Origin of the sequence: Micromonospora sp. NBC_00858 (assembly GCF_045207365.1) — a bacterium.
Classification (GTDB): domain Bacteria; phylum Actinomycetota; class Actinomycetes; order Mycobacteriales; family Micromonosporaceae; genus Micromonospora.
In genome coordinates this window covers 1,996,889-2,016,425 of sequence record NZ_CP108828.1, presented here as the reverse complement: position 1 = coordinate 2,016,425, position 19,537 = coordinate 1,996,889, and the positions used below count along the sequence as shown (strand labels likewise).

Here is a 19,537-nt window from a genome sequence, read left to right as displayed (position 1 = left end):
CCGACGCGGGCGTCGGGGCCGGTCAGCGCCGGGTGCGCGACTCAGCGGTGCCGGTGGCCGGCGCGGCCGTCCACCCGACCGGCGCGGCGCATGCCGGCGGGGCCGGATCCGGGTGCGGCTGCGGGTACGGCGGAGCGTCCACCGTGCGGGTCATGACGGTGCTCGTCAACGAAAGAGACGCCATGCGTCATCGGGTCCTCCTCGGGTGTCCACGCCCTGGGGTACGTCCCGACGGCCGAAGTATCCTGGCTTCCGGATCGACGCTCTCCCCCGGCCTTCCAACCGCAGACACACGGTCGTGGCGCACGAGGGGGGATCACTCCCCGGTGACAGTGGCGGGACCGCGTCGGAATCGCACCGACTTCCTTCACTGCCGTCAGGGCGCGAATGCTGCCACACCCGTCCGCCGCCGGTCAACGCTGCCCCCACCGCCGACGGCCGGGCCCAACCGATCGAGATACGCCGATCGGTACGCCTCGATTCGCCGCCCTCACAATGCCCCGCTTCAATGCCGCGCGCTCTTTGCCCTGCCGCACCCGGCGCGATAGCGGCAGCGCGTTCATCGTTGCGTTCCCGGCAACGGAACAATGGCGGGCGGACCATCCGGCCAGCCCGGGTCCCTGACGGGAGCGTTGAATCGCCACCCGCCCGCCTCGAACAGAGCGGACGTGGGTCAACGGCCACGATCAATCCGGCCCGACCCCGGGATCCGAACGCCGACCACCGGCTCCCCACCAGTGACTCCGGCCCGGAACAACGTCCGGACCGAGGTTGCCAGGACCCCGCCGGGGGCGGAAATGTGATCGTCGACGCGGTCAGCCCAGGTCAGCGAAGCAGCGGACGGCGGGACCGCCGTCGGTCATGATCCGCTGGCGGCGGGCCTCAGCGGGCGTGGCGCTCCGGGTGGGCCCGGCTCCACACCCGCATCCGCTCCGGGTAGCCGGTGCGGGCCGCCTCGTACAACGGCACCGCGTGCTTGCGGGCGATGGCGCCCGCCGCACGTGGCGTGCCCGTCCGGCGGCGGATCCACTCGCCGTCGTGTGCGATCGCCATCACGGTGGTGTCGGTCGCGGTCGTCTCCGGCTCCAGGTAGAACTCCACCCCCTGCCGGCTGGCGATGAACGCCTCCAGCGCCGCGAGGTCGTCCCGGGTCGCCTCCCGGTCCAGCTTCGTCGGGGTCGCTTCGGTGCCCCGTGCCCGTCGACTGAACCAGCCCATGACCCACCCCTCTCCTCGATGCCCTCCCAGTGCACCACCGATTCCTGGCAATACGCTGCACGTCGGGTGGGAGTGAGCTGGCCGAACCGCGGGTGGAACCCAGAGCGCGCGGGCGGTGTCATGAGTGTGATCCAACCGGAGGTCCCCCTGGACGACGACGTGCTCGTCACCCGCGCACGGGCAGGTGACCTGGAGGCGTACGACCTCCTGGTCGCCCGGCACACCGCGTCCGCGTACCGGACGGCGGTGCTGCTCGGCGCGGGCTCGGATTCCGAGGACGTCATCCAGGAGGCGTTTGTGAAGGGATACCGCAAGCTGTCCCGTTATCGGGGCGAGTCGTCCTTCCGATCATGGCTGCTGGCGATCGTCGCCAACGAGACCCGCAACCTGCATCGGTCGCGCAACCGGCGGGACGGGCTCGTCCTGCGGGCTGCGGCGGCGAACCCGGCGTCCGAGATCGCCGAAGATGGCGCGGTCGACGCGGTCCTGGCCGGGGAGCGCCGCACCGCGCTGGTGCAGGCGCTGCGCCAACTGCCGGTGCGGGACCGCGAGGTGATCGTCTGCCGATTCCTCCTCGATCTCAGCGAGGAGGAGACGGTGGCGACGTTGGGCTGGCCCCGGGGCACGGTGAAGTCGCGGACGTTCCGGGCTCTGGCGAAGCTCCGCGGCCTGCTCGATCGCGAGGAGGTCCGGCATGGGTGACCTCGAAAGGGAGCTGCGCGACCTGTCGGCCTGGCTGGAGACACCCGATCCGCCCGAGGTGACCGCGCGCGTACGCGCACAGCTCACCGCGCCCGCCCGCCGGCGACGCCGGTGGCGCTCGTATGCCGTTGCGGCGCTCGTCGCCCTGCTGGTGGCGGTGCTGCCGCCGGGACGGGGCGCCCTCGCCGACGCCGTCGCGGGGCTGCTGCGCTTCGCCGGAGTCAGCGTTGCTACCTCGCCCGCGGAGCTGCCCACCGGCACTCCGTCGCCGTTGCCCGCGCAGCGGACCACCACTCTCGACGAGGCACAACGGGCGGTGCGCTTCCCGATTCGCCTGCCGGCGAAGCTGGGCACGCCCGAGCAGGTGCTGGTCGCCGATCCCGACGGCGCAGGCCGCTACCGGGTGGCGACGCTGCTCTACGGCGGGGGCACGTTGCGCATCGATGCCTTCGACGGTCGACTCGACCTGGCCTTCCACAAGGAGACCAGCAGGCCGGCGGACTGGGTCCAGGTCAACCGCGACTTCGCCGTCTGGGTCGGTGGCCCACACACGCTGGCCTATGTGGACCGGGCGGGAGAGGTTCGGGTGGAGACCGCCCGGCTCGCCGCCTCGACCCTGATCTGGCAGGCCGGTGGCGTGAGCTATCGGCTTGAGGGCGACCTCAGCAAGACCGAGGCGATCGAGATCGCCGGATCGTTGAGGTAGGGACGTTCGGGAACCTGGCAGGCCGGTCCGGTGTCTAGAGGGTGCGACGCTGCGATTCGAGTCGCCAACGCTTATCCGGGAGGGGCGAGATGGGTTCCTGGGCCAGGTTCATGCTGGGGTCGGTGGTCCTGCTTGCGGGGTGTACGACCGGCCAGTCAGCCACGCCGGCCGGCGCTCCGGCCACCACGGCCCCGGCGAGCGCGGCCACAGGCTGCAGCTCGCGGGTCGAGACGGGGTCCCTGCCGGACTGGGCGGACGCCGGGTTCAGCGGGGACGCCCGGGCCCCGCACGTCTTCGGCGCGAGGGGCGACATCGTGGCGGTGCTGTTCGCTCACCCACTGGCAGAGGTCAGGCAGGACGGGTCGAGCAACAAGATCCTGTGGGTCTCCCGCGCTGCCACAACGTCGCCCGACACGACGTCGCCCGACACGCTGGCGATCACCGCGACGCTGGACGGCACCGACACCAGGGTGACCCGGGAGGTCGCCGGCGGTCCTGGCCCATCGATCATCGACATGCCGCGGGCTGGCTGCTGGCACCTCGAACTCCGCTGGGCGGGACACACCGACACGATGGACCTGGTGTACGCCGACCGACTGCCCTGACCGTCGTGGGATGTTGCCGCCGCATCGGTTTCCCGGCGGCAGGCCGTTGGCTGATCGCCTGATGGTGTGCGGGGGGTGTCCGTCTGGCGGACGATCAAGGGAAAGGGAAGTACCTACCCACTCCCTTCCACTCTCAACATATACCGCACCGGGGGCCTTGTGGCAAGACCCGGGTGATGCCACAGAATTGCCCGGACCAAGGCCATAACCTGCGGAAATGGGAGTCGCGAAATGCGGGTGTTGTTGTCGACGAGCGGGTCGCGCGGGGACGGGGTCTCAGGCAGATGCGCATGGCCTTCCCGCACGGTGTCGTAACGCGCCAGGACAGGGCTACCCGAGCCTGAGCGGGTGGGAGATGGCGGCGTAGAACACCGCCGCCGGTGACGCGCTGTTCGGCGCGGCGCTCAACCTCCAGACCGGCCTGTCACCGGTGGACAACGTACGCGGCCATGCCTCGGGCCGCGCGATACGCGTACGCGCAGGCCGTCCCGCGGGCCTCGACGGTGCTCGCGCGAGTGGCCATCGAGGCGATCCGTGCGCAGAGCCGCCGCGCACTCGTTCGACTGCAGGACCTCAGATCGGAGCTGATGACGTGACCTCGCTGACCACCAGCGTGTTTGATCTTCCCGACCACCTCTCCCCCAAGGCCGAGCCGGCGCTGATCGCGGGCGACGAGCGGCACTTCGCGGCCATCGCGGAACGCCTGGAGCAGTTGCTCGCCGACCTGTCCGACCGCCTCGACGCGGCGCGCAAGGCGCCCGGCGGCAAAGGCCGGCAGGCGGTGGACCGGGACATGGAGGTGCGCCGGCTGACGGCGCGTCTGCACGCACTGGGTCGCTTCGGTCTGGACCTGTGCATCGGCCGCATGGTCAGCGCGGACAGCACCGAGCCCGTGTACATCGGCCGACGTGGCCTCACGGACGACGAGGGTCGTCGGCTGTTGCTCGACTGGCGCTCCCCCGCGGCTGAGCCGTTCTTCGGAGCCACCCACGCCAACCCGATGGGTCTGGCGAGCCGCCGCAGGTTTCGCTGGACCCTCGGCCGGATCAGCGACTACTGGGACGAGGTGTTCACCGCCGACGGGCTTGAGGGGCACGCCGCGCTCGACGACCAGTCCGCGTTCATCGCCAGCTTGGGCAGCAGCCGGTCGACCCAGATGCGGGATGTGCTGAGCACCATCCAGGCCGACCAGGACGCCATCATCCGCGCGGGATCGAGCGGCGCTCTCGTCGTGGACGGCGGCCCGGGTACCGGGAAGACCGTCGTCGCCCTGCACCGCACCGCCTACCTGCGCTATGCCGACCCTCGCCTCGGTCACGGCCGAGGCGGTGTGCTGTTCGTCGGTCCGCACCAGCCCTATCTGGCCTACGTCGCCGACGTCCTCCCCAGCCTCGGCGAGGAGGAGGTGCAGATCTGCACCCTGCGGGACCTCGTCCCCGAGGGTGCCGCGGCAACCATCGAGACCGACCCGGACGTGGCCCGCCTGAAGTCGTCCGCGGACCTGGTGAAGGCGATCGACGCGGCCGTCAGGTTCTACGAGGAGCCGCCGACCGCACCGATGACGGTCACGACGGACGAGGCCGACATCCGGCTGAGCGCCGACGACTGGGCCGAGGCGTTCGAGGCGCCGGGGCCCGGCACCCCGCACAACGAGGCGCGTGACGAGGTCTGGGAGGAACTGCTCACGATCCTGACGGACAGGTACGACGGCGATGAGCCGGATGACGTGGTCCGCAGGTCGCTGCTGCGGAGCAGGGAGTTGCGCACGGCCTTCAACCGCGCCTGGCCGCTGCTCGACGCGGCCGACCTCGTCGGAGACCTGTGGTCGGTGCCGGCCTACCTGCGCAAGTGCGCTCCCCGGCTCAGCCCCGACGAGGTCCGCAAGCTGCAGCGCGGCGACGCCCAGGCCTGGACGGTGTCCGACCTGCCGCTCCTGGACGCGGCACGGCAGCGGCTCGGCGACCCGGAGGCGTCAGTGCGTAAGCGTCGGCAGGGGGCCATCGTCGCCGTCGAGCGCGAGCGGATGGCCACGGTCGTCGGTGAACTGATCGAGGCCCATGCCTATGACGACGGCGAGGGTGTGCTGTCGAGCCTGCGCCAACTGGATCTCCAGGATGCCCTGGTCGACGAGACCGCGCTGCCCAGCGCCGACCCGGACCTGCTCGCCGGCCCGTTCGCGCACATCGTCGTGGACGAGGCCCAGGAGCTGACCGACGCGGAGTGGCAGATGTTGGTGCTCCGCTGCCCGTCCCGGAGCTTCACCATCATCGGGGACCGTGCCCAGGCCCGGCACGGGTTCACGGAGTCCTGGCAGGAACGGCTCGAACGGGTCGGGCTCGACCGGATAGACCTGGCCTCGCTGAGCATCAACTACCGGACGCCGGAAGAGGTCATGGCGGAAGCCGAGCCGGTCATCCGGGCCGTGCTCCCGGACGCCAACGTGCCGACGTCGATCCGCGGCAGCGGCGTCCCCGTCGTACACGGACCTGCCTCTGATCGGGATTCGATCCTCGACACCTGGCTCGCCGCGCACGCCGAGGGCATCGCCTGCGTCATCGGCGATCCCACCTTCGAGCCGACGTCCCGGGTCCGGTCACTGACCCCGGAGCTGTCGAAGGGGCTCGAGTTCGACCTGGTCGTGCTCGTCGACCCGGAGGCGTTCGGCGCGGGCGTCGAGGGAGCGGTTGACCGCTATGTCGCGATGACCCGCGCGACCCAGCAACTGGTCATCCTCACGAACTCCTGAGGTCCGGGAGTGGGGGGCGGCGCCCCGGTCAGGAGGTCTTAGGCTGCGGGGCGTGCCCCAGGATGTGCGGGAGGCGGCGGCCCGCGACAACGCCGAATGGTGCGACGTCGTCTGCGGCACTCACGGGTTGACCGGCCGGATCGACGCCGACGCCTGGTCGGTCCCCCGCCGCTCCCCACCCTGGTACCCGGACGCGGTCACCCTGCGCCCGGGCGTCGACGCCGACGCCCTGCTGGCCCGGATCGACGCCGGGTCCGGGGCGTCGGTGAAGGACAGCTTCGCCGACCTCGACCTCACCGGACACGGCTTCCGGGTGCTCTTCGACGCGCAGTGGATCCACCGGCCGCCGGCGGACCCACCGGCCGGCCCGCCGCTCACCCGGGTCACGACGCCCGCGGGGCTGGTCGCCTGGGCGGCGGCGCACGGCGGCGGGGAGCTGTTCCGCCCGGCACTGCTGGCCGACCCCCGGGTACGGGTGCTGGCCCGGTACGACGACCGGGGTGCGGTCGTCGGCGGCGCGGTGGTCAGCGGCGACGGCGTGTACGGCGTCTCCAACCTGTTCGCCCGTACCGGCGACCCCGGCGAGATCTGGCACGGGGTGCTCACCACCCTGCCCCGGCTGCCGCTGGTCGGCTACGAATCCGGCCCGGACCTCGCCGCCGCCCGCAAGGCCGGCTTCGTCCCGGTAGGACCCCTCCGAGTCTGGCTCCGCGACTGACCCTCGACCCCGGTGATCATGAAGTTGGCGGCGCGAAACGCCGGCATCGAGGGCGATAACTTCATGATCGCCGGGGCGGACGCAGCACCGACACCAGCGCCAGCGTCGGCACCAGCAGCAGCGGCACCACCAGCAGCGCGTCCAGGGTGCCGACCCGGTCGCCGAGCAACCCCAGCAACGGCGGCCCGCCCAGGAAGGCGGTGTAACCGATCACCGCGACCACGCTGACCCGGACGGCGGCGTGCGCCTCCTCGTCGGCCGCCGCGCTCATCCCGACCGGGAAGCCCAGCGACGCGCCGAGTCCCCAGAGCGCGACGCCGACGATGGCCACCGGCCCCGAGCCCGCCAGCACGGCCAGGCTCGCGCCCACCACGGCGAGCAGGATGGTGCCGCTGAGCACCGGCACCCGACCCCACCGGTCCAGCGCGATCGTGCCCGCGGTGCGCCCGAGGGTCATGCCGACGACGAAGACGCCGAAGACCGCCGCGCCGGCCGCCTCGCTCAGGTCCCGGCCGTCCACGAAGGCGACCGCCAGCCAGTCGTTGGCGCTGCCCTCGGTGAACGCCATCACCAGCACGAACAGCCCGATCAGCAGGGTGCGGGGCTCGCGCCAGGCGGCGAGCTGTGCGCGGCGGCCGGCGGCCGGGCTGGCGGCCGCCGCCGGGGCGGCCGGGTCGACGACCGGCCGGGGCAGGAACGCCCGCGAGCCGAGCACGGTGCCGGTCAGCACCACCACCGCCACGGCGGCGAGGTGCGCGCCGACCGACACGTCGAAGCGGGCGGCCCCGGCGCCGAGCCCCGCGCCGGCCACCGACCCGAGGCTCCAGGCCGCGTGGAAGCGGGGCATGACGGTACGCCCCAACCGCCGCTCCACCACCGCGCCCTCGACGTTCATCGCGACGTCGCAGGCACCCGAGCCGTAGCCGAAGGCGACCAGCCCCACCGCGACGACGACGGCCGAACCGGCCACCGTGGCGCCCAGCCCGGCCACGGTCACGCCCACCGCGACCAGCACCGTGCCCAGTCGCACGGTGCGGGCCGCGCCGAAGCGCTGGGCGAGCAGGCCGGAGGTGGGCATGGCCAGCAGTGCGCCGACGCTCATCGCCAGCAGGAGCAACCCGAGCCTGCCGGCGGAGAGGTCCAACGCCTCGCGGACCGCCGGAACCCGGGAGAACCAGCTGCCGACGGCCAGCCCGTTGAGGGTGAAGACGACGGCGACGCCGTTACGGGCGAGCCGCACGGCACGTGACGGTGCCGGGGCGGTGTCGGGCGAAACCGATGAGCTGGTGGGGGCGGTCACGGGCGGCGGGTCCTCTTTCTCGGGGTGATCTCCTGGCACGATCGCACACCTGAGAGCGCTACCACCACAAACCGGCTACCGCCCCTTACCGGCTCCGCCTCCGGTCGGGGGATGATTCGAGGCAGGTGTTCGTCCGCCCGGACGGGTAACCGGAGGAGGGGACGATGACGGCAGCGGCACACCGACCGGCCACCCTGGAGGACGTCGCGCGGATCGCCGGGGTGTCCCGGTCCACAGCCTCGCGGGTGATCGCCGGGACCGGGTTCGCCTCGCCGGCAGCCCGGGACCGGGTGGCGGCGGCCGTCGACCGGCTCGGCTACGTGCCCAACCCGGCCGCCCGGGCGCTGGTCCGGGGCGGCGGCGTACGGCTGGTGGTGGCGGTCGCGGGGACCAGCGCCGCGGTGCTGGACGACCCGTACGTCCACCGGGTGGTCGGCTCGGCGGCCCAGGTCTGCGCGCCGGCCGGTATCGGCGTGGCGCTGCACTGGCTGCCGTTGAGCGATCCGAGCCCTCTCGACCAGCTCGCCGGGGACCGCAGCGTGTGCGGCGTGGTGCTGGTCAACACCACCGCGGAGCTGCTGGCCGCCGTGCCGCGGTCGCTGCACGGCCGGGTGGTCTCGATCGGCGTCGGCTCAGCCACCGTCCCGTCGTTCGACGTCGACAACGACGCTGGCGCCAGCGAGGTGCTGCGTCACCTGTACGGCACGGGTCGCCGCCGGATCGCCATGGTGACCGGCCCCCGCTGGCTGCCGTGCTCACAGCGCCCGGTGGTGGCGTACCGCCGGCTGATGCGCGAGGCCGGCCTGCCGGAGCGGGTGCTGCCCGGGGACTTCACCGCGGCACGCGGCCGGGCGGCGGCCGACGAGGCGTTGCGGCGCTGGCCGGACCTCGACGCGATCTACGCGATCAGCGACGAGACCGCGCTCGGGGTTATCGCGGCGCTGCGCGACAGCGGGGTGCGGGTGCCCGGCGACGTCGCCGTGGCCGGCTTCGACGACATCCCGCTGGCCGGTATGACCACCCCCGCGCTGACCACCGCGAGCCACCCGGTGGGCCGGATCGCGGCCGCCGCGGCCACCGCCGTGCTGGACGGCCGCCGGACCGTGCCGGAGACCCTCTTCCCGTCCGCCCTGGTGGCCCGCGACAGCGCCTGACCCGGTCAACCTGGCGGCCCGCGGCAGCTCCTGACCGGGCTGCCGGTGATGGCCGGCGGTTAACCCGTGGCGGGTCGGGTAACCGCGGCGCACACCCTGCCGACAGCGAGGAGCGGTGATCCGTGTCCGAACCCGCGCCGCCGGACCGCGTGCCGGCGGACGATCCACGGCACGGCCGGTTGACCGCCCGTGCCCACCCGCCGGTGGCGTCGGCGCCCACCGGGCTGATGCCGATGACCGACGCCCACGGTGGGCCGCTGGCGATGGCGTACGCCCCGGAGCCGGCCACCGACGGGACCGCGTACCGGTTGGTGGTGCTGCTGCACGGGGCGGGCGGCTCCGCGCGGCAGGGCCTGGACCTGCTGCTGCCGGTCGCGGACGCGCATCACCTGCTGCTGGTGGCCCCGCAGGCGTCGGCGAGCAGTTGGGACCTGATCGCCGGCGGCTTCGGGGTGGACGTGCGGCGCATCGACGGGCTGCTGGCCACCGTCTTCGACGGCTATCCGGTGCGTGAGGTGACGCTCGGCGGCTTCTCCGACGGCGCCTCGTACGCGCTCTCGCTGGGCCTGGCCAACGGCGACCTCGTCGACGCGGTGCTGGCCTTCTCCCCCGGCTTCGCCGCGCCGCCGGTGACGCACGGCCGGCCGCGGATCTTCGTTTCACACGGGGTGGACGACCGGGTCCTGCCGATCGACCTGTGCAGCCGGCGGCTCGTCCCGCACCTGCGCAGCCTCGGCTACGACGTCACCTACGAGGAGTTCCCCGGCGGCCACGAGGTCTCCACCCCCGTGCGCCAGTCCGCCACCGACTGGCTGACCACCCCACCCTGACCGCCCCCGGGACACACGTCACCGCGCGGGCCGAGGGCGTGGTCGGGGTGAGGAGGTGGTGGTCAGATCGCGGGGAGGCCGAGGGCTTCGTCGACACGGGTGAGGACGGTGGCGTCGTCGTCGGGGCCGAGGCCGCGCAGCAGGTCGATGGCCGTGGCCCGGACCTGGCCGATGATCATGGCAAGCGGGAGGGTCTGGGCCGACCCGAAGAGCTGCCCGGCTGTGTGTACGGCGGCCAGCGCCAACTCGTCCGCCCGGATGGCGTGCCGGTCGGCGGCCTCGTCCTGCCCGTCCAGGTCGGCGGCGAGCGCCGAGCCGGCCTCCCCGACCGCCTCGGCCAGCGACCGCAGCGCGGCACCCAGTTCGGGCGGCGCGGGGGACGGCAGCCGGCTGAGCGTCACCCCGGCACGGGCGAGCACCCGTACGTTGCGTACCACGTAGTCGATCTGCCGGATCGACTCGTCCACCGACCGCAGACGGCCGATGTGCCGGTGCCGACGCACGTTGAGCCGCAGCGCCTCGCCGGCCGCCAGCACCCCGTCGCGCAGCCCGTCGACCCGGACGTCCATGCCACGGGCCTGGGCCAACGCGGCGACCGCGCCGGCCTCGTCCCGGCGGTCCAGCGCGTCGGCAATCCCGCCCAGCAGCCCGGCCAACTCGTCGAACGTGCGCCGCACCTCGGCGACCAGCGGGGCCAGCGGACGCCGGGCGTCGACCAGCAGGCTGACCGCGAGCGCGACCACGCCGCCGATCAACGCGTCGACGAAGCGGAACGGCACCAGCGACCCGTCCGGCGGCGCGACCACCACCAGGTAGAGCGCGGAGACCGCGGCCTGCACCAGGGTCACGCCGCTGGCGCCGAAGGCCACCGCGAGCAGGACCGTGAGCAGGATGACGGTGAACACGGTCCAGGTGCTGCCCGGACCCAGCGCCTGCACCACCAGGTCCGCGACCAGCACCCCGGCAGCCACCCCGAGGACGACCTCGACGGCACGCCGGATTCGCTGCCCCCGGGCCTGACCGAGGACGATCAGCGCCGCGGCCGGGGCGAAGAAGGGCTGCGGGTGCCCGAGCAGCCGAGTGGCCAGCAGCCAGGCCACGGTCGCCGCGAGGGTCGCCTCCAGCACCGGCCGCCACCCGTGCCGCAGCCGTTCGCCGGCCACCCGCAGGCCGCTGAACCGCGCCATCCCCCACCTCCCCCACCGGTCATCAGGCCGCACCACTCCACACCCGGAGCGACCCTCGCGATCGTCTACCATCGCGCGATGGACCCGCTCACCGGGCTGCTCGACGGTCCCCGCGCCGGGGTGCCTTCCTGCTCCGCTCGGTGCTGGACCCGCCGTACGCGCTGCGGATCGAGGACCGGGCGCCGCTGACCGTGGTGGCCCTGGTTCGCGGCGCCGCCTGGCTGGTGCCGGACGACGCCCCCGCGGCGCCGCTGCGCCCCGGCGACGTGGCGGTGCTGCGCGGGCCGGACGGCCACCTCGTCGCGGACGACCCGGCCAGCCCGCCGCAGGTGGTCATCCACCCGGGTCAGCGCTGCACCACCCTGCGCGGAGAGCCGCTGGCCGAGTCCATGGCGCTGGGGGTACGCACCTGGGGCACCGGCCTGCACGGGTCGACGGTGCTGCTGACCGGCACGTACAACCTGCCCGGCGAGGTCAGCCGACGGCTGCTCACGGCGCTGCCGCCGCTGCTGGTGGTGCCCGCCGAGGAGTGGCGCAGCCCGCTGGTCCCGCTGCTCGCCCAGGAGGTGACCCGGGACGCGCCCGGCCAGGCGGCCGTGCTGGACCGGCTGCTGGACCTGCTGCTCATCGGCGCGCTGCGCACCTGGTTCGGCCGCCCGGACGCGGCGCCCGGCTGGTATCGGGCGGCCGGCGATCCAGTGGTCGGCCCGGCGCTGCGGCTGGTGGAGAACGACCCGGCTCGACCGTGGACGGTCGCCGCGCTCGCCGCCGAGGTGGGCGTCTCGCGGGCGGTGCTGGCCCGCCGCTTCACCGAACTGGTCGGCGAGCCGCCGATGGCGTACCTGACCGGGTGGCGGCTGGCACTCGCGGCTGACCTGCTGCGCGAGCCGGACGCCACACTGGGCGCGGTGGCCCGCCGGGTCGGCTACGCCAGCCCGTACGCGCTGAGCACCGCGTCCGCCGGGTTCGCGGCATCACCCCGAGCCAGCACCGGATCGGCGCCTCGGCCGACTGACCCGTTCAGCCGGTGGTGCTGGCGTCGGCGTACTCGGGTGAGGCGAGGAACCGGGTCAGCACCTCGACGGTGCCGGGTGTGAAGGGGCGGCCGTCGAGCACCCGGTCGCCAGGCACGAAGAGCATCGCGGCGCCCTCACCGAGCACCACGTCCTCCTGCCGGGCCCGGGTGCTGCCGGTGAAGTAGTGCTTCGCCCGGCCCAGCTCGGGCAGCGACTGCACGGTGAATGGGCGCAGCGGGCCGTCGGCGCGCAGGCCGGTCTCCTCCCACAGCTCCCGCTCGGCGGTCTGCTCCGGAATCTCCCCCGCCTCGGCGTGGCCGCCGGGCAACCCCCACACGTTCGGGTGGAAGGTCGCGTTGCCGTCGCGCAGTTGCAGCAGCACCTGCCCGTCGGGATCCACCAGCAGCACGCACGCGACCACTATCACCCGACCAGCCTAAGCCGGACCGCCCTGTCGGGTAGGCGCGGGAGCGGTGGCCTGAGGCCGGAGGCGTTCTACCCTCCGAAGGTATGCAGTGGCGGATCGGTCACCGGCTGCGGAACGCGCTGATCGTCGGCGGCACCGTCGGGCTGGGCCTCTTCGGCTGGCAGGCGTTGACCGCCGATGTGCCGAGCCGACCCCCTTCCGTCGACGTCTGCGGTCTCGCCCGCTCCGAGACGATCGCCCGGATGGTGCCTGCGGCGTCGCAGCCGACGGTCGAGCACGGCAACCGCGGGTACGTCTTGTGCGTCGTGTCCGGCCGGGTAGGTGTGGGCGAGGACCGGGCCGATGTGGTGCTCTGGTTCGGTTATCTCCGATCGACCCGCCGGGAGGGCGAATCCGCGGTGCAACGGGCCCGCGACGAGGTGCACCTGTGGAGTTGCACCCGCTGCCGGACACATCCGACGCCAGTCCGAATCGGCGACGAGTCCTACGAGTACGGCGACACGCACGACGACGGGCGGCAGTCGACGATCGTCCGCGCTCGGATCGGCACGGTGACGATCAACGCAGAGCTGGACACGGCGTACGCGTCGCGGGACGCCATGTTCGAGGCGGTACGGAGTCTGGTGCAGGAGGTGGCCGCGCGATGCCACGCAAGGTGCTGACCGAGTCGGACGTCGTGCTGGTGCTCGTCGTCGTCGCCCTATCCCTGGGAGGCTACGCGCTGGGAAATGTCGTCGCTGCGCCCCTGGGGCGCGCCCAGGCCGCCTCCGTGGACCGGGCGGTCGCGCCGGTCTCGATGCCCCCGTTGCCGGCGGCACCCCACTATCCACCGTCGACGCCGCGGCCGCTGCCGTCTCCCGCCGGTTCGGTCGCTGGCGCGCAGTTCGCCGCGGGCGAGGCGACTCCCTTCGGCGAGCCGGGGCTACCGATGACGGTGCTGGTGCCCCGGGACACCGAGTGGCGATGCCTGGCGTTCAGTCTTCCGGGCGTCGGCACCGCGTCGACAGCCGAGTGGGAATGCTCCGCGGGGTCCGACGACACCACCGGCCAGGAGAGCTTCCTGCGCGTGTTGCTGGCACCGTGCCCGCCGCCGTGCGGCCCCGATGCCAGGACCCGGCTGAGGCCGCCGTTCGTGGACCGACCTGTACGGGCAGTTGACGACAGCACCTGGCTCGCCGACGTCCTGACGAAGCCCGATTGGATGGGTCGCCGGACTCTGCACCTGCTGATGGAGCACGTCTGGACGGCCCCGGCCGGCGTGCTGGGACCGGGTTCCCCGGCACAGACCCTCTACGTGGCGGCGTGGCTGACCAACCGGCCCGACGACCGGGCGACGGGGGAAAAAATCATCAACAGCCTCCGCGGCCAGATGTGACGCCGAGGCGCAGAAGAACTGCACTGGGCCCAAAACTCCAGAGTAGCCATTTGTGTTGCCGGCGGCCTCATCCGAACGCGACAGCACACCGGTAAGATCGGCGACTGCGTTCTGACTGATCGCTGACTGCTCGTGGTGATAGCGATCACACACACTGAGCCCATGAACAGGAGAGTCAACCGCGGTAAGGCACTCCGCGTCGCGGTGTGTCTCCTCCTTCTCGCCGTTTTGAGCGGCTGCATGCAGCTCAACATGGGGCTCACCGTCAACGCCGACGACACGGTCGACGGGCAGCTCCTGCTGACCGCCCAGAAATCCCTGCTCAGCTCCCGGAACAAGAACATCCCGGCGGCGTTCGCGGAGCTGCGACAGAACATTCCCGCGCTGCCGCCCGGCGAGGAGACCGGCTACCAGGACGAAAAACTCTTCGGCACCCAGATCAATTACCGCAAGGCGCCGCTCGCGGGCTTCGACACCGAGAGCGTCAAACTGGTGCGGGACGGCGATTTCTACCGCTTCACGTTGCCGCTCGACCCGGCCAAATACGGCGGAACAATAGCCCAACAGAATCCGCAGCAGCAGCAGGCATTTCTCAAGTTGATGTCATTCGAGATCTCGGTGACATTTCCCGGCCGGGTGATCGACACCAATGGCACCGTCAACGGCCGGTCGGTCAGCTGGAAGGTGGACTCCAACCAGGACAAGCCGACCGAACTGCGGGCCGTCGCCGAGGCACCGCCGCGACCGTCGGCCTCGCCGGTCGACGCCGCCGACGGAGGCGGGTTCCCCTGGCTGCTGATCGTCGGCGGGCTGCTCCTCCTGCTGCTGCTCGCCGCGGTGGGCGTACTCCTGCTGCGTCGCCGTCGCCCGACGGCGCCGGCGGCCCCCGGCCCGACCTCGCCGGGCCCGCCCGCCGGCGCGCCCGGGCCCGGCTGATCCATCCGGTGGCCGGCCCCGCCGGCCACGCCCGGCTCCGGCCGCCCCGCGACGACGGCGACCGGCTCCGGTGCTCCCACCCGGAGCACCGGACCTCACCTCACCACCACCTCATCCCGGTCGCACCATCGCAGAAAAGGGGGATCGCCGTGAACGATCTCTTCACCTGGGCCGCCCTGGGCAGCCTCGCCGGCGCGAGCGCCGCCACCCTACTGGCCACCAACGTCATCGGCGGGCTGATCGGCCCCAGCGGCGACAAGGCCCGCAAGTGGATCGCCATCGGCATCGCACTGCTGCTGTCCTACGTGACCGCGGCGTTCGCCGACAACGCCGGCGGTGAGAAGTGGATCATCGCGTTCTTCAACGCCCTGGTCATCTTCTCCGCCGCGCTCGGCGTCAACCAGATTCCGCCCGGCAACCGGCAGGCGACCCAGGCGTCGCCGACCCAGCTCGCGCAAGGCCGCGAGCCCCGCATCCTCCGCTCCTGGGTCTGAGGAGTGACATCATGATCTTCGGAATCATCAGCGCGGCAGTCCAGGTCGGCTTCGGCGCCCTGTTCGGCCTCCTGGCCGGCGGCCCGATCGGGCTGCTGATCGGCGCCGTCGTGGGCCTGCTGGTCGGCGCGGTCTTCGGCTGGGCGGTGGCCTCCGCCGGGGTGTACGGATCGGACGCCCGCGGCATCCTCCTCTTCGTCGTCGACCACACGTGGAGTCTGCTGAACACGTTCGTCGGGGCCATCTACCTGGCCATGCACCTGCTCTTCGGGCACTCGCTGGACCGGCCCACCTCGCAGGGCAGCGGCCGGGTCAGCGTGGTGGAGGGGGTCTCGCCCCGCTACGCCACCACCATCGGCACCGTCTGCGCCGGCTCCAGCTCCGGCATCCAGCGGCACGAGGACGTGCACATCTTCCAGGGCCGCCTGCTCGGCCCGCTCTACATCCCACTGGTGCTGGCGAACTACGTGCTGTTCACCATCGCGCCGGTGTGGCTGCTCTACCACGACCACACCAACGCGCCGATCAACCGGTTCACCCGCTACTTCGAAATCGGCGTCTACCCCCACGTCTGGAACGAGGCCATCGCCTACCGGATCCAGGGGACGCCGCCGCGATGACCAACCACGGGCGCGGACCGATCGAGACGGCCACCGCCGAGCTGACCGCCTGGCTGGCCAGCGCGGCGGGGGGACCCGTCCCGATCGGCCCGCCCCGCACCGACGGCGATGCCGCCGGGCTCACCCTCTGGCCGCTGGAGCTGCGCCCGGCCCGGCAGACCCGCTCCAGCGGCGCGGTCCGCGAGCCGTACCGGTTCACGATCCGCTACCTGCTCTGCGCGGCCGGGCCGGCCGGGCTGCCCGGCCTGGACCGGGTGCTCACCGCCGCCACCAGCGACGGCAGCTATCCGGTGGTGCTGGAGGCCGGCGACGCCAAGCTGTGGACGGCGTTCGGCAGCGCACCCCGCCCGGCGCTGCTGATCGACGTGCCGGCGCAGGTGGACCACCCGACCCCGGCCGCGCCGCCGGTCCTGCAACCGCTGCGGCTGCGGCAGTTGGAGCTGCGCACGCTCGCCGGCCGGGTGGTCGGCCCCGAGGACCAACCACTGGCCGCCATGCGGGTCGAACTGCCCGGCACGGCGTCCGCCACCCGCACCGACCCCGACGGCCGGTTCCTGATCGTCGGAGTCCCGCACGACCCCGAGCAACCGGGCCCGGTCCGACTCCGGCTGACCGGACGAGGGCTCGTGCTCACCGCCGAGGTCGACCCCGCCGAACCCGAGATCGTCATCGTCTGCGCGCCACCGACCCACTGACGCCCACCCGCACAGGAGGACCGATGCCCAGCTACTTCTCCCCCGGCATCTACGTCGAGGAGGTCCCCGATGGCGCCCGACCGATCGGGCCGCAGAGCACCAGCATCGCCGCGTTCGTCGGCGTCGCCCCGGACCGCTCCGCCCAACTGGGCAAGGCGGTGCCGGTCAACAACTGGACCGAATTCCTCCGGCTCTTCGCCGGCGGCGAGCAGGCGGAGAGCACCGCGCTGGCGCGGGCGGTCTTCGGCTTCCTGGACAACGGCGGCGCGCGCTGCTGGGTGGTCAACGTCGGCGAAGGCGGCGCGATCACCGGCACCGGGCAGCGGCGCGGTGGCCTGCAACTACTGGAAGCGGTCGATGAGATCTCCATCATCGCCGCGCCCGGCTTCCACGACGTGGTGGCCCACGAGGCGCTGCTGAGCATGGCCGAGCGGACCCGCACCATGGTGGCGATCTGCGACCCAGCGCCGGACATCGACGACATCTCGGCGTTGACCCGGGTCGCCACGCCGTCCTCCGGCAAGCCCCCCAAGCCCGCCGAGGGCGCGGCCAGCGGTTCCGGCGGCTCGGGCGGTCCCGGTGGCTCGGGCGGTCACGACGGGGCGGCGTACCGGCCCCGGCAGTCCGAGTTCGGCGCCTTCTACTACCCATGGCTACGCGTACGCGACCCGATCAGCGGGGAGCTGGAACTCACCCCGCCGAGCGGGCACCTGGCCGGCATCTGGGCCCGCACCGACGCCCTGCGCGGCGTGCACAAGGCACCGGCCAACGAGCCGGTACGCGGCGCCGTCGACCTGGGCTACCTGGTCACCCGACCGGAACACGACGTGCTCAACCCCAAGGGCGTCAACGTGATCCGCTACTTCGCCGGCGAGGGCATCCGCGTCTGGGGCGCCCGTACGCTCGCCGCCGAGGCCAGCGAGTGGCGCTACCTCAACGTGCGCCGGCTCAGCATCGCCATCGAGCAGGCCATCGCCAACGGCACCCGGTGGATGGTCTTCGAACCCAACGACTTCACCCTCTGGCGCTCGATCCGGCGTGACATCGGGGCGTTCCTCACCCGGGTGTGGCGCGACGGCGCGCTGCTCGGGCGAAGCCCGGAGGAGGCCTTCTTCGTCAAGTGCGACGAGGAGACCAACCCGTCGGACGTCCGTGACGCCGGCATGGTGATCGCCCACATCGGCATCGCCGTCGTCAAGCCCGCCGAGTTCGTGGTGTTCAAGCTGAGCCAGTGGGCCGGCGGCACCGAGACCGAGACGATCGGAGGCTGACATGCCCACCACAGCCACCCCGCAACCGGGTGCCCCGGTCGACCCGTACCGGGCGTACAACTTCAGGCTGCTCATCAACGGCGTCACCAACGGCCACTTCACCGAGATGAGTGGGCTGGAGGTGAACATCCCCGGGCAGCCGTACCGGGAGCACGGCCTGGGCCGGATGCGGATGGTGCCCGGCCAGGCGGAGTACGAGCCGGTGACGCTGCACTTCGGGCTCACCGCGTCCCGGGAGCTGTGGGACTGGGTGAACGCCACCGCCCAGGGCACACTCAACCGCCGCAACGTCTCCGTGGTGCTGCTGGACTCCGTGGGCACCGCCGAGGTGCTGCGCTGGAACCTGATCGGCGCCTGGCCCACCCGCTGGCGCGGGGCACACCTCAACACGCTCAGTCACGAGATCGCCATCGCGTCGCTGACGCTGCGCTACGAGGGCCTGGAGTTGGAGACCGGCGGTGCCACCGCGCCGACTCCCGCGTAGCTGGCTGGCCGGCCGGCTGCGCTCGGCCGCCGGGGCCGTGCAACGCCTCGCCGGACGGGTCGAGCCCAGCGTCGCGACCGGGCAGCACTCGGTGCGCAGGCCGTCGGACCTGCGCACGGCAGCGCCGCGCCGCTTCGGGGAGCCACCGCAGCACTGGCTGGACCTGGTCGCCGCGCACGCCCCCGGTCTGCTGCAGGACCTGGACCTCGACGTACCTCCGGACGGTCGGGCCTCGACCGACGCTGCCGACACGGACACCGGCGACAGACGCTACGGCCGGCCCGGCCGCGAGGACGGTGCCGGACCAGCGGACCGGGGCCTCGGTGGTCGGACGACCGCAGTCGGCCAGGGACCGGGCGAGCCTGGTCACCGGTCCACTGCCGACCCGCAGGGTGGGTTCGGAGGGCCGACCGGGATCCCAGGTATGGGTGGGTTCGAGGGGTACGACGCTGCCGGCGGGCTCGGTGTCCCTGGCGGTACCTTCGGCGAGCCTGCCGGTACCGACGGCCCTGCCGCCGCTGGTGAATTCGGCAGGCGTGACGCTGGCGGCTTCGGAGAGCCCGGCTCGGCGGACGGATCCGGAGGGCACGGCGCGGCGGACGGACCCGGTCTGGCCGGGCGGTTCGGAGTGCCAGGTGCTGCCAACCGGTTCGGAGGATCGGGCGGGTGGCGGGCGGGTGGCGGGTCCGGGCACTCCGGCAGAGGTGGTGGACTCGGCGGATCTGGGCATGGCACCGCCGGTTCGTTCGGTGCCGCCGGCACGTTCGGCAGGGGCAGCTCGTTCGGCGCCTCCGATGCGGCGGGTACTTCTGGCACCGCCGGAGTGTTTGGCACGGGGATGGCGTTCGGCGTGGCGGGTGGAGCGGCGCTCGATGGGACGTTGCCGGCCCGACTGCGCGTCCGGCGCGGGTTCGACTCGGTGGCTGGGCCTGGTGCACCGGCGGGGTCGACTACGTCGGCGGGATCGGGTGCGTCGGCGGGATGGGGCGCATCGTCGGGACGGGGTGGATCGGCGCAGCTTGGCGCGTCCGGCGCGGTTGGCGGGATGGCCGA

Annotated in this window: 21 protein-coding genes and 1 riboswitch; of the genes, 16 read left to right on the top strand and 5 right to left on the bottom strand. The window is 72.8% G+C overall.

Going from position 1 to position 19,537, the window contains the following annotated elements:
• Positions 1 to 22: 22 nt before the first annotated feature.
• Both OG990_RS09505 and OG990_RS09500 read right to left on the bottom strand, forming a co-directional pair.
• Complete coding sequence (locus OG990_RS09505; protein WP_328416302.1) at positions 23 to 154, bottom strand: hypothetical protein; 132 nt, start codon at positions 152 to 154, stop codon at positions 23 to 25.
• An 84-nt stretch (positions 155 to 238) separates the two neighbouring features.
• A riboswitch (cobalamin riboswitch) is annotated at positions 239 to 368 on the bottom strand.
• A gap of 514 nt (positions 369 to 882) precedes the next feature.
• Positions 883 to 1,218 carry a hypothetical protein gene (locus tag OG990_RS09500; protein WP_328416301.1) on the bottom strand — a complete coding sequence of 112 codons (336 nt, stop codon included), beginning with the start codon at positions 1,216 to 1,218 and terminating at the stop codon, positions 883 to 885.
• Positions 1,219 to 1,338: 120 nt separating this feature from the next.
• Between OG990_RS09500 and OG990_RS09495 the strand changes: the two genes are divergently transcribed.
• The 5 genes from OG990_RS09495 to OG990_RS09475 all read left to right on the top strand — a co-directional run bounded on the left by OG990_RS09495 (position 1,339) and on the right by OG990_RS09475 (position 6,695).
• A complete protein-coding gene (locus tag OG990_RS09495) occupies positions 1,339 to 1,920 on the top strand; it encodes an RNA polymerase sigma factor (RefSeq protein ID WP_406079915.1) in 582 nt (193 codons plus the stop codon).
• The gene (locus tag OG990_RS09490) at positions 1,913 to 2,626 is read left to right on the top strand and encodes a hypothetical protein (RefSeq protein WP_406079914.1); all 714 of its coding nucleotides are present in this window, start codon (positions 1,913 to 1,915) and stop codon (positions 2,624 to 2,626) included. Before OG990_RS09495 ends, OG990_RS09490 begins: the two co-directional genes overlap by 8 nt.
• Before the next feature lie 122 nt (positions 2,627 to 2,748).
• Positions 2,749 to 3,231 (top strand): hypothetical protein, encoded by a 483-nt coding sequence (locus OG990_RS09485; RefSeq protein WP_406079912.1) that lies wholly within the window; start codon positions 2,749 to 2,751, stop codon positions 3,229 to 3,231.
• A gap of 601 nt (positions 3,232 to 3,832) precedes the next feature.
• A complete protein-coding gene (gene helR / locus OG990_RS09480; RefSeq protein ID WP_406081707.1) occupies positions 3,833 to 5,977 on the top strand; it encodes an RNA polymerase recycling motor ATPase HelR in 2,145 nt (714 codons plus the stop codon).
• A gap of 52 nt (positions 5,978 to 6,029) precedes the next feature.
• Entirely contained in the window at positions 6,030 to 6,695 is a 666-nt protein-coding gene (locus OG990_RS09475) for a hypothetical protein (protein WP_406079911.1), read from the top strand.
• A 61-nt stretch (positions 6,696 to 6,756) separates the two neighbouring features.
• On the opposite strand, the gene OG990_RS09470 is transcribed toward OG990_RS09475, so the two are convergent.
• Entirely contained in the window at positions 6,757 to 7,995 is a 1,239-nt protein-coding gene (locus OG990_RS09470) for an MFS transporter (protein WP_355608815.1), read from the bottom strand.
• A gap of 164 nt (positions 7,996 to 8,159) precedes the next feature.
• Here OG990_RS09470 and OG990_RS09465 point away from each other — a divergent pair, with 164 nt between their 5' ends.
• Both OG990_RS09465 and OG990_RS09460 read left to right on the top strand, forming a co-directional pair.
• Positions 8,160 to 9,149, top strand: coding sequence for a LacI family DNA-binding transcriptional regulator (locus tag OG990_RS09465; protein ID WP_406079910.1), 990 nt, complete (start codon positions 8,160 to 8,162; stop codon positions 9,147 to 9,149).
• A gap of 122 nt (positions 9,150 to 9,271) precedes the next feature.
• Positions 9,272 to 9,979: an alpha/beta hydrolase gene (locus OG990_RS09460; protein WP_406079908.1), complete on the top strand. Its 708-nt coding sequence runs from the start codon at positions 9,272 to 9,274 to the stop codon at positions 9,977 to 9,979.
• A gap of 62 nt (positions 9,980 to 10,041) precedes the next feature.
• Here the strand turns inward: OG990_RS09460 and OG990_RS09455 are convergent, their stop codons facing one another.
• A complete protein-coding gene (locus tag OG990_RS09455; RefSeq protein ID WP_328416287.1) occupies positions 10,042 to 11,166 on the bottom strand; it encodes an FUSC family protein in 1,125 nt (374 codons plus the stop codon).
• A 140-nt stretch (positions 11,167 to 11,306) separates the two neighbouring features.
• Here OG990_RS09455 and OG990_RS09450 point away from each other — a divergent pair, with 140 nt between their 5' ends.
• Positions 11,307 to 12,263 carry an AraC family transcriptional regulator gene (locus tag OG990_RS09450; protein WP_406079906.1) on the top strand — a complete coding sequence of 319 codons (957 nt, stop codon included), beginning with the start codon at positions 11,307 to 11,309 and terminating at the stop codon, positions 12,261 to 12,263.
• Here OG990_RS09450 and OG990_RS09445 read toward each other — a convergent pair.
• Complete coding sequence (locus OG990_RS09445) at positions 12,187 to 12,609, bottom strand: NUDIX domain-containing protein (protein ID WP_406079904.1); 423 nt, start codon at positions 12,607 to 12,609, stop codon at positions 12,187 to 12,189. The genes OG990_RS09450 and OG990_RS09445 overlap by 77 nt on opposite strands.
• Before the next feature lie 83 nt (positions 12,610 to 12,692).
• Between OG990_RS09445 and OG990_RS09440 the strand changes: the two genes are divergently transcribed.
• The 8 genes from OG990_RS09440 to OG990_RS09405 all read left to right on the top strand — a co-directional run bounded on the left by OG990_RS09440 (position 12,693) and on the right by OG990_RS09405 (position 18,484).
• Positions 12,693 to 13,271 carry a hypothetical protein gene (locus OG990_RS09440; RefSeq protein ID WP_406079902.1) on the top strand — a complete coding sequence of 193 codons (579 nt, stop codon included), beginning with the start codon at positions 12,693 to 12,695 and terminating at the stop codon, positions 13,269 to 13,271.
• The gene (locus tag OG990_RS09435) at positions 13,253 to 13,984 is read left to right on the top strand and encodes a hypothetical protein (RefSeq protein WP_328416281.1); all 732 of its coding nucleotides are present in this window, start codon (positions 13,253 to 13,255) and stop codon (positions 13,982 to 13,984) included. Before OG990_RS09440 ends, OG990_RS09435 begins: the two co-directional genes overlap by 19 nt.
• Before the next feature lie 162 nt (positions 13,985 to 14,146).
• Positions 14,147 to 14,920 (top strand): LppM family (lipo)protein, encoded by a 774-nt coding sequence (locus OG990_RS09430; RefSeq protein WP_406079900.1) that lies wholly within the window; start codon positions 14,147 to 14,149, stop codon positions 14,918 to 14,920.
• 149 nt (positions 14,921 to 15,069) lie between these two features.
• Entirely contained in the window at positions 15,070 to 15,414 is a 345-nt protein-coding gene (locus OG990_RS09425) for a hypothetical protein (protein WP_328416277.1), read from the top strand.
• Positions 15,415 to 15,425: 11 nt separating this feature from the next.
• On the top strand, positions 15,426 to 16,034 hold the full coding sequence (locus OG990_RS09420; protein WP_406079898.1) for a glycine zipper family protein: 609 nt from the start codon (positions 15,426 to 15,428) through the stop codon (positions 16,032 to 16,034).
• Complete coding sequence (locus OG990_RS09415) at positions 16,031 to 16,729, top strand: carboxypeptidase-like regulatory domain-containing protein (protein ID WP_406079896.1); 699 nt, start codon at positions 16,031 to 16,033, stop codon at positions 16,727 to 16,729. Before OG990_RS09420 ends, OG990_RS09415 begins: the two co-directional genes overlap by 4 nt.
• 23 nt (positions 16,730 to 16,752) lie before the next feature.
• Positions 16,753 to 18,000, top strand: a complete 1,248-nt coding sequence (locus OG990_RS09410) for a phage tail sheath family protein (RefSeq protein WP_406079895.1) — start codon at positions 16,753 to 16,755, stop codon at positions 17,998 to 18,000.
• 1 nt (position 18,001) lies between these two features.
• Positions 18,002 to 18,484: a phage tail protein gene (locus tag OG990_RS09405; protein WP_386982143.1), complete on the top strand. Its 483-nt coding sequence runs from the start codon at positions 18,002 to 18,004 to the stop codon at positions 18,482 to 18,484.
• Positions 18,485 to 19,537 lie beyond the last annotated feature (1,053 nt).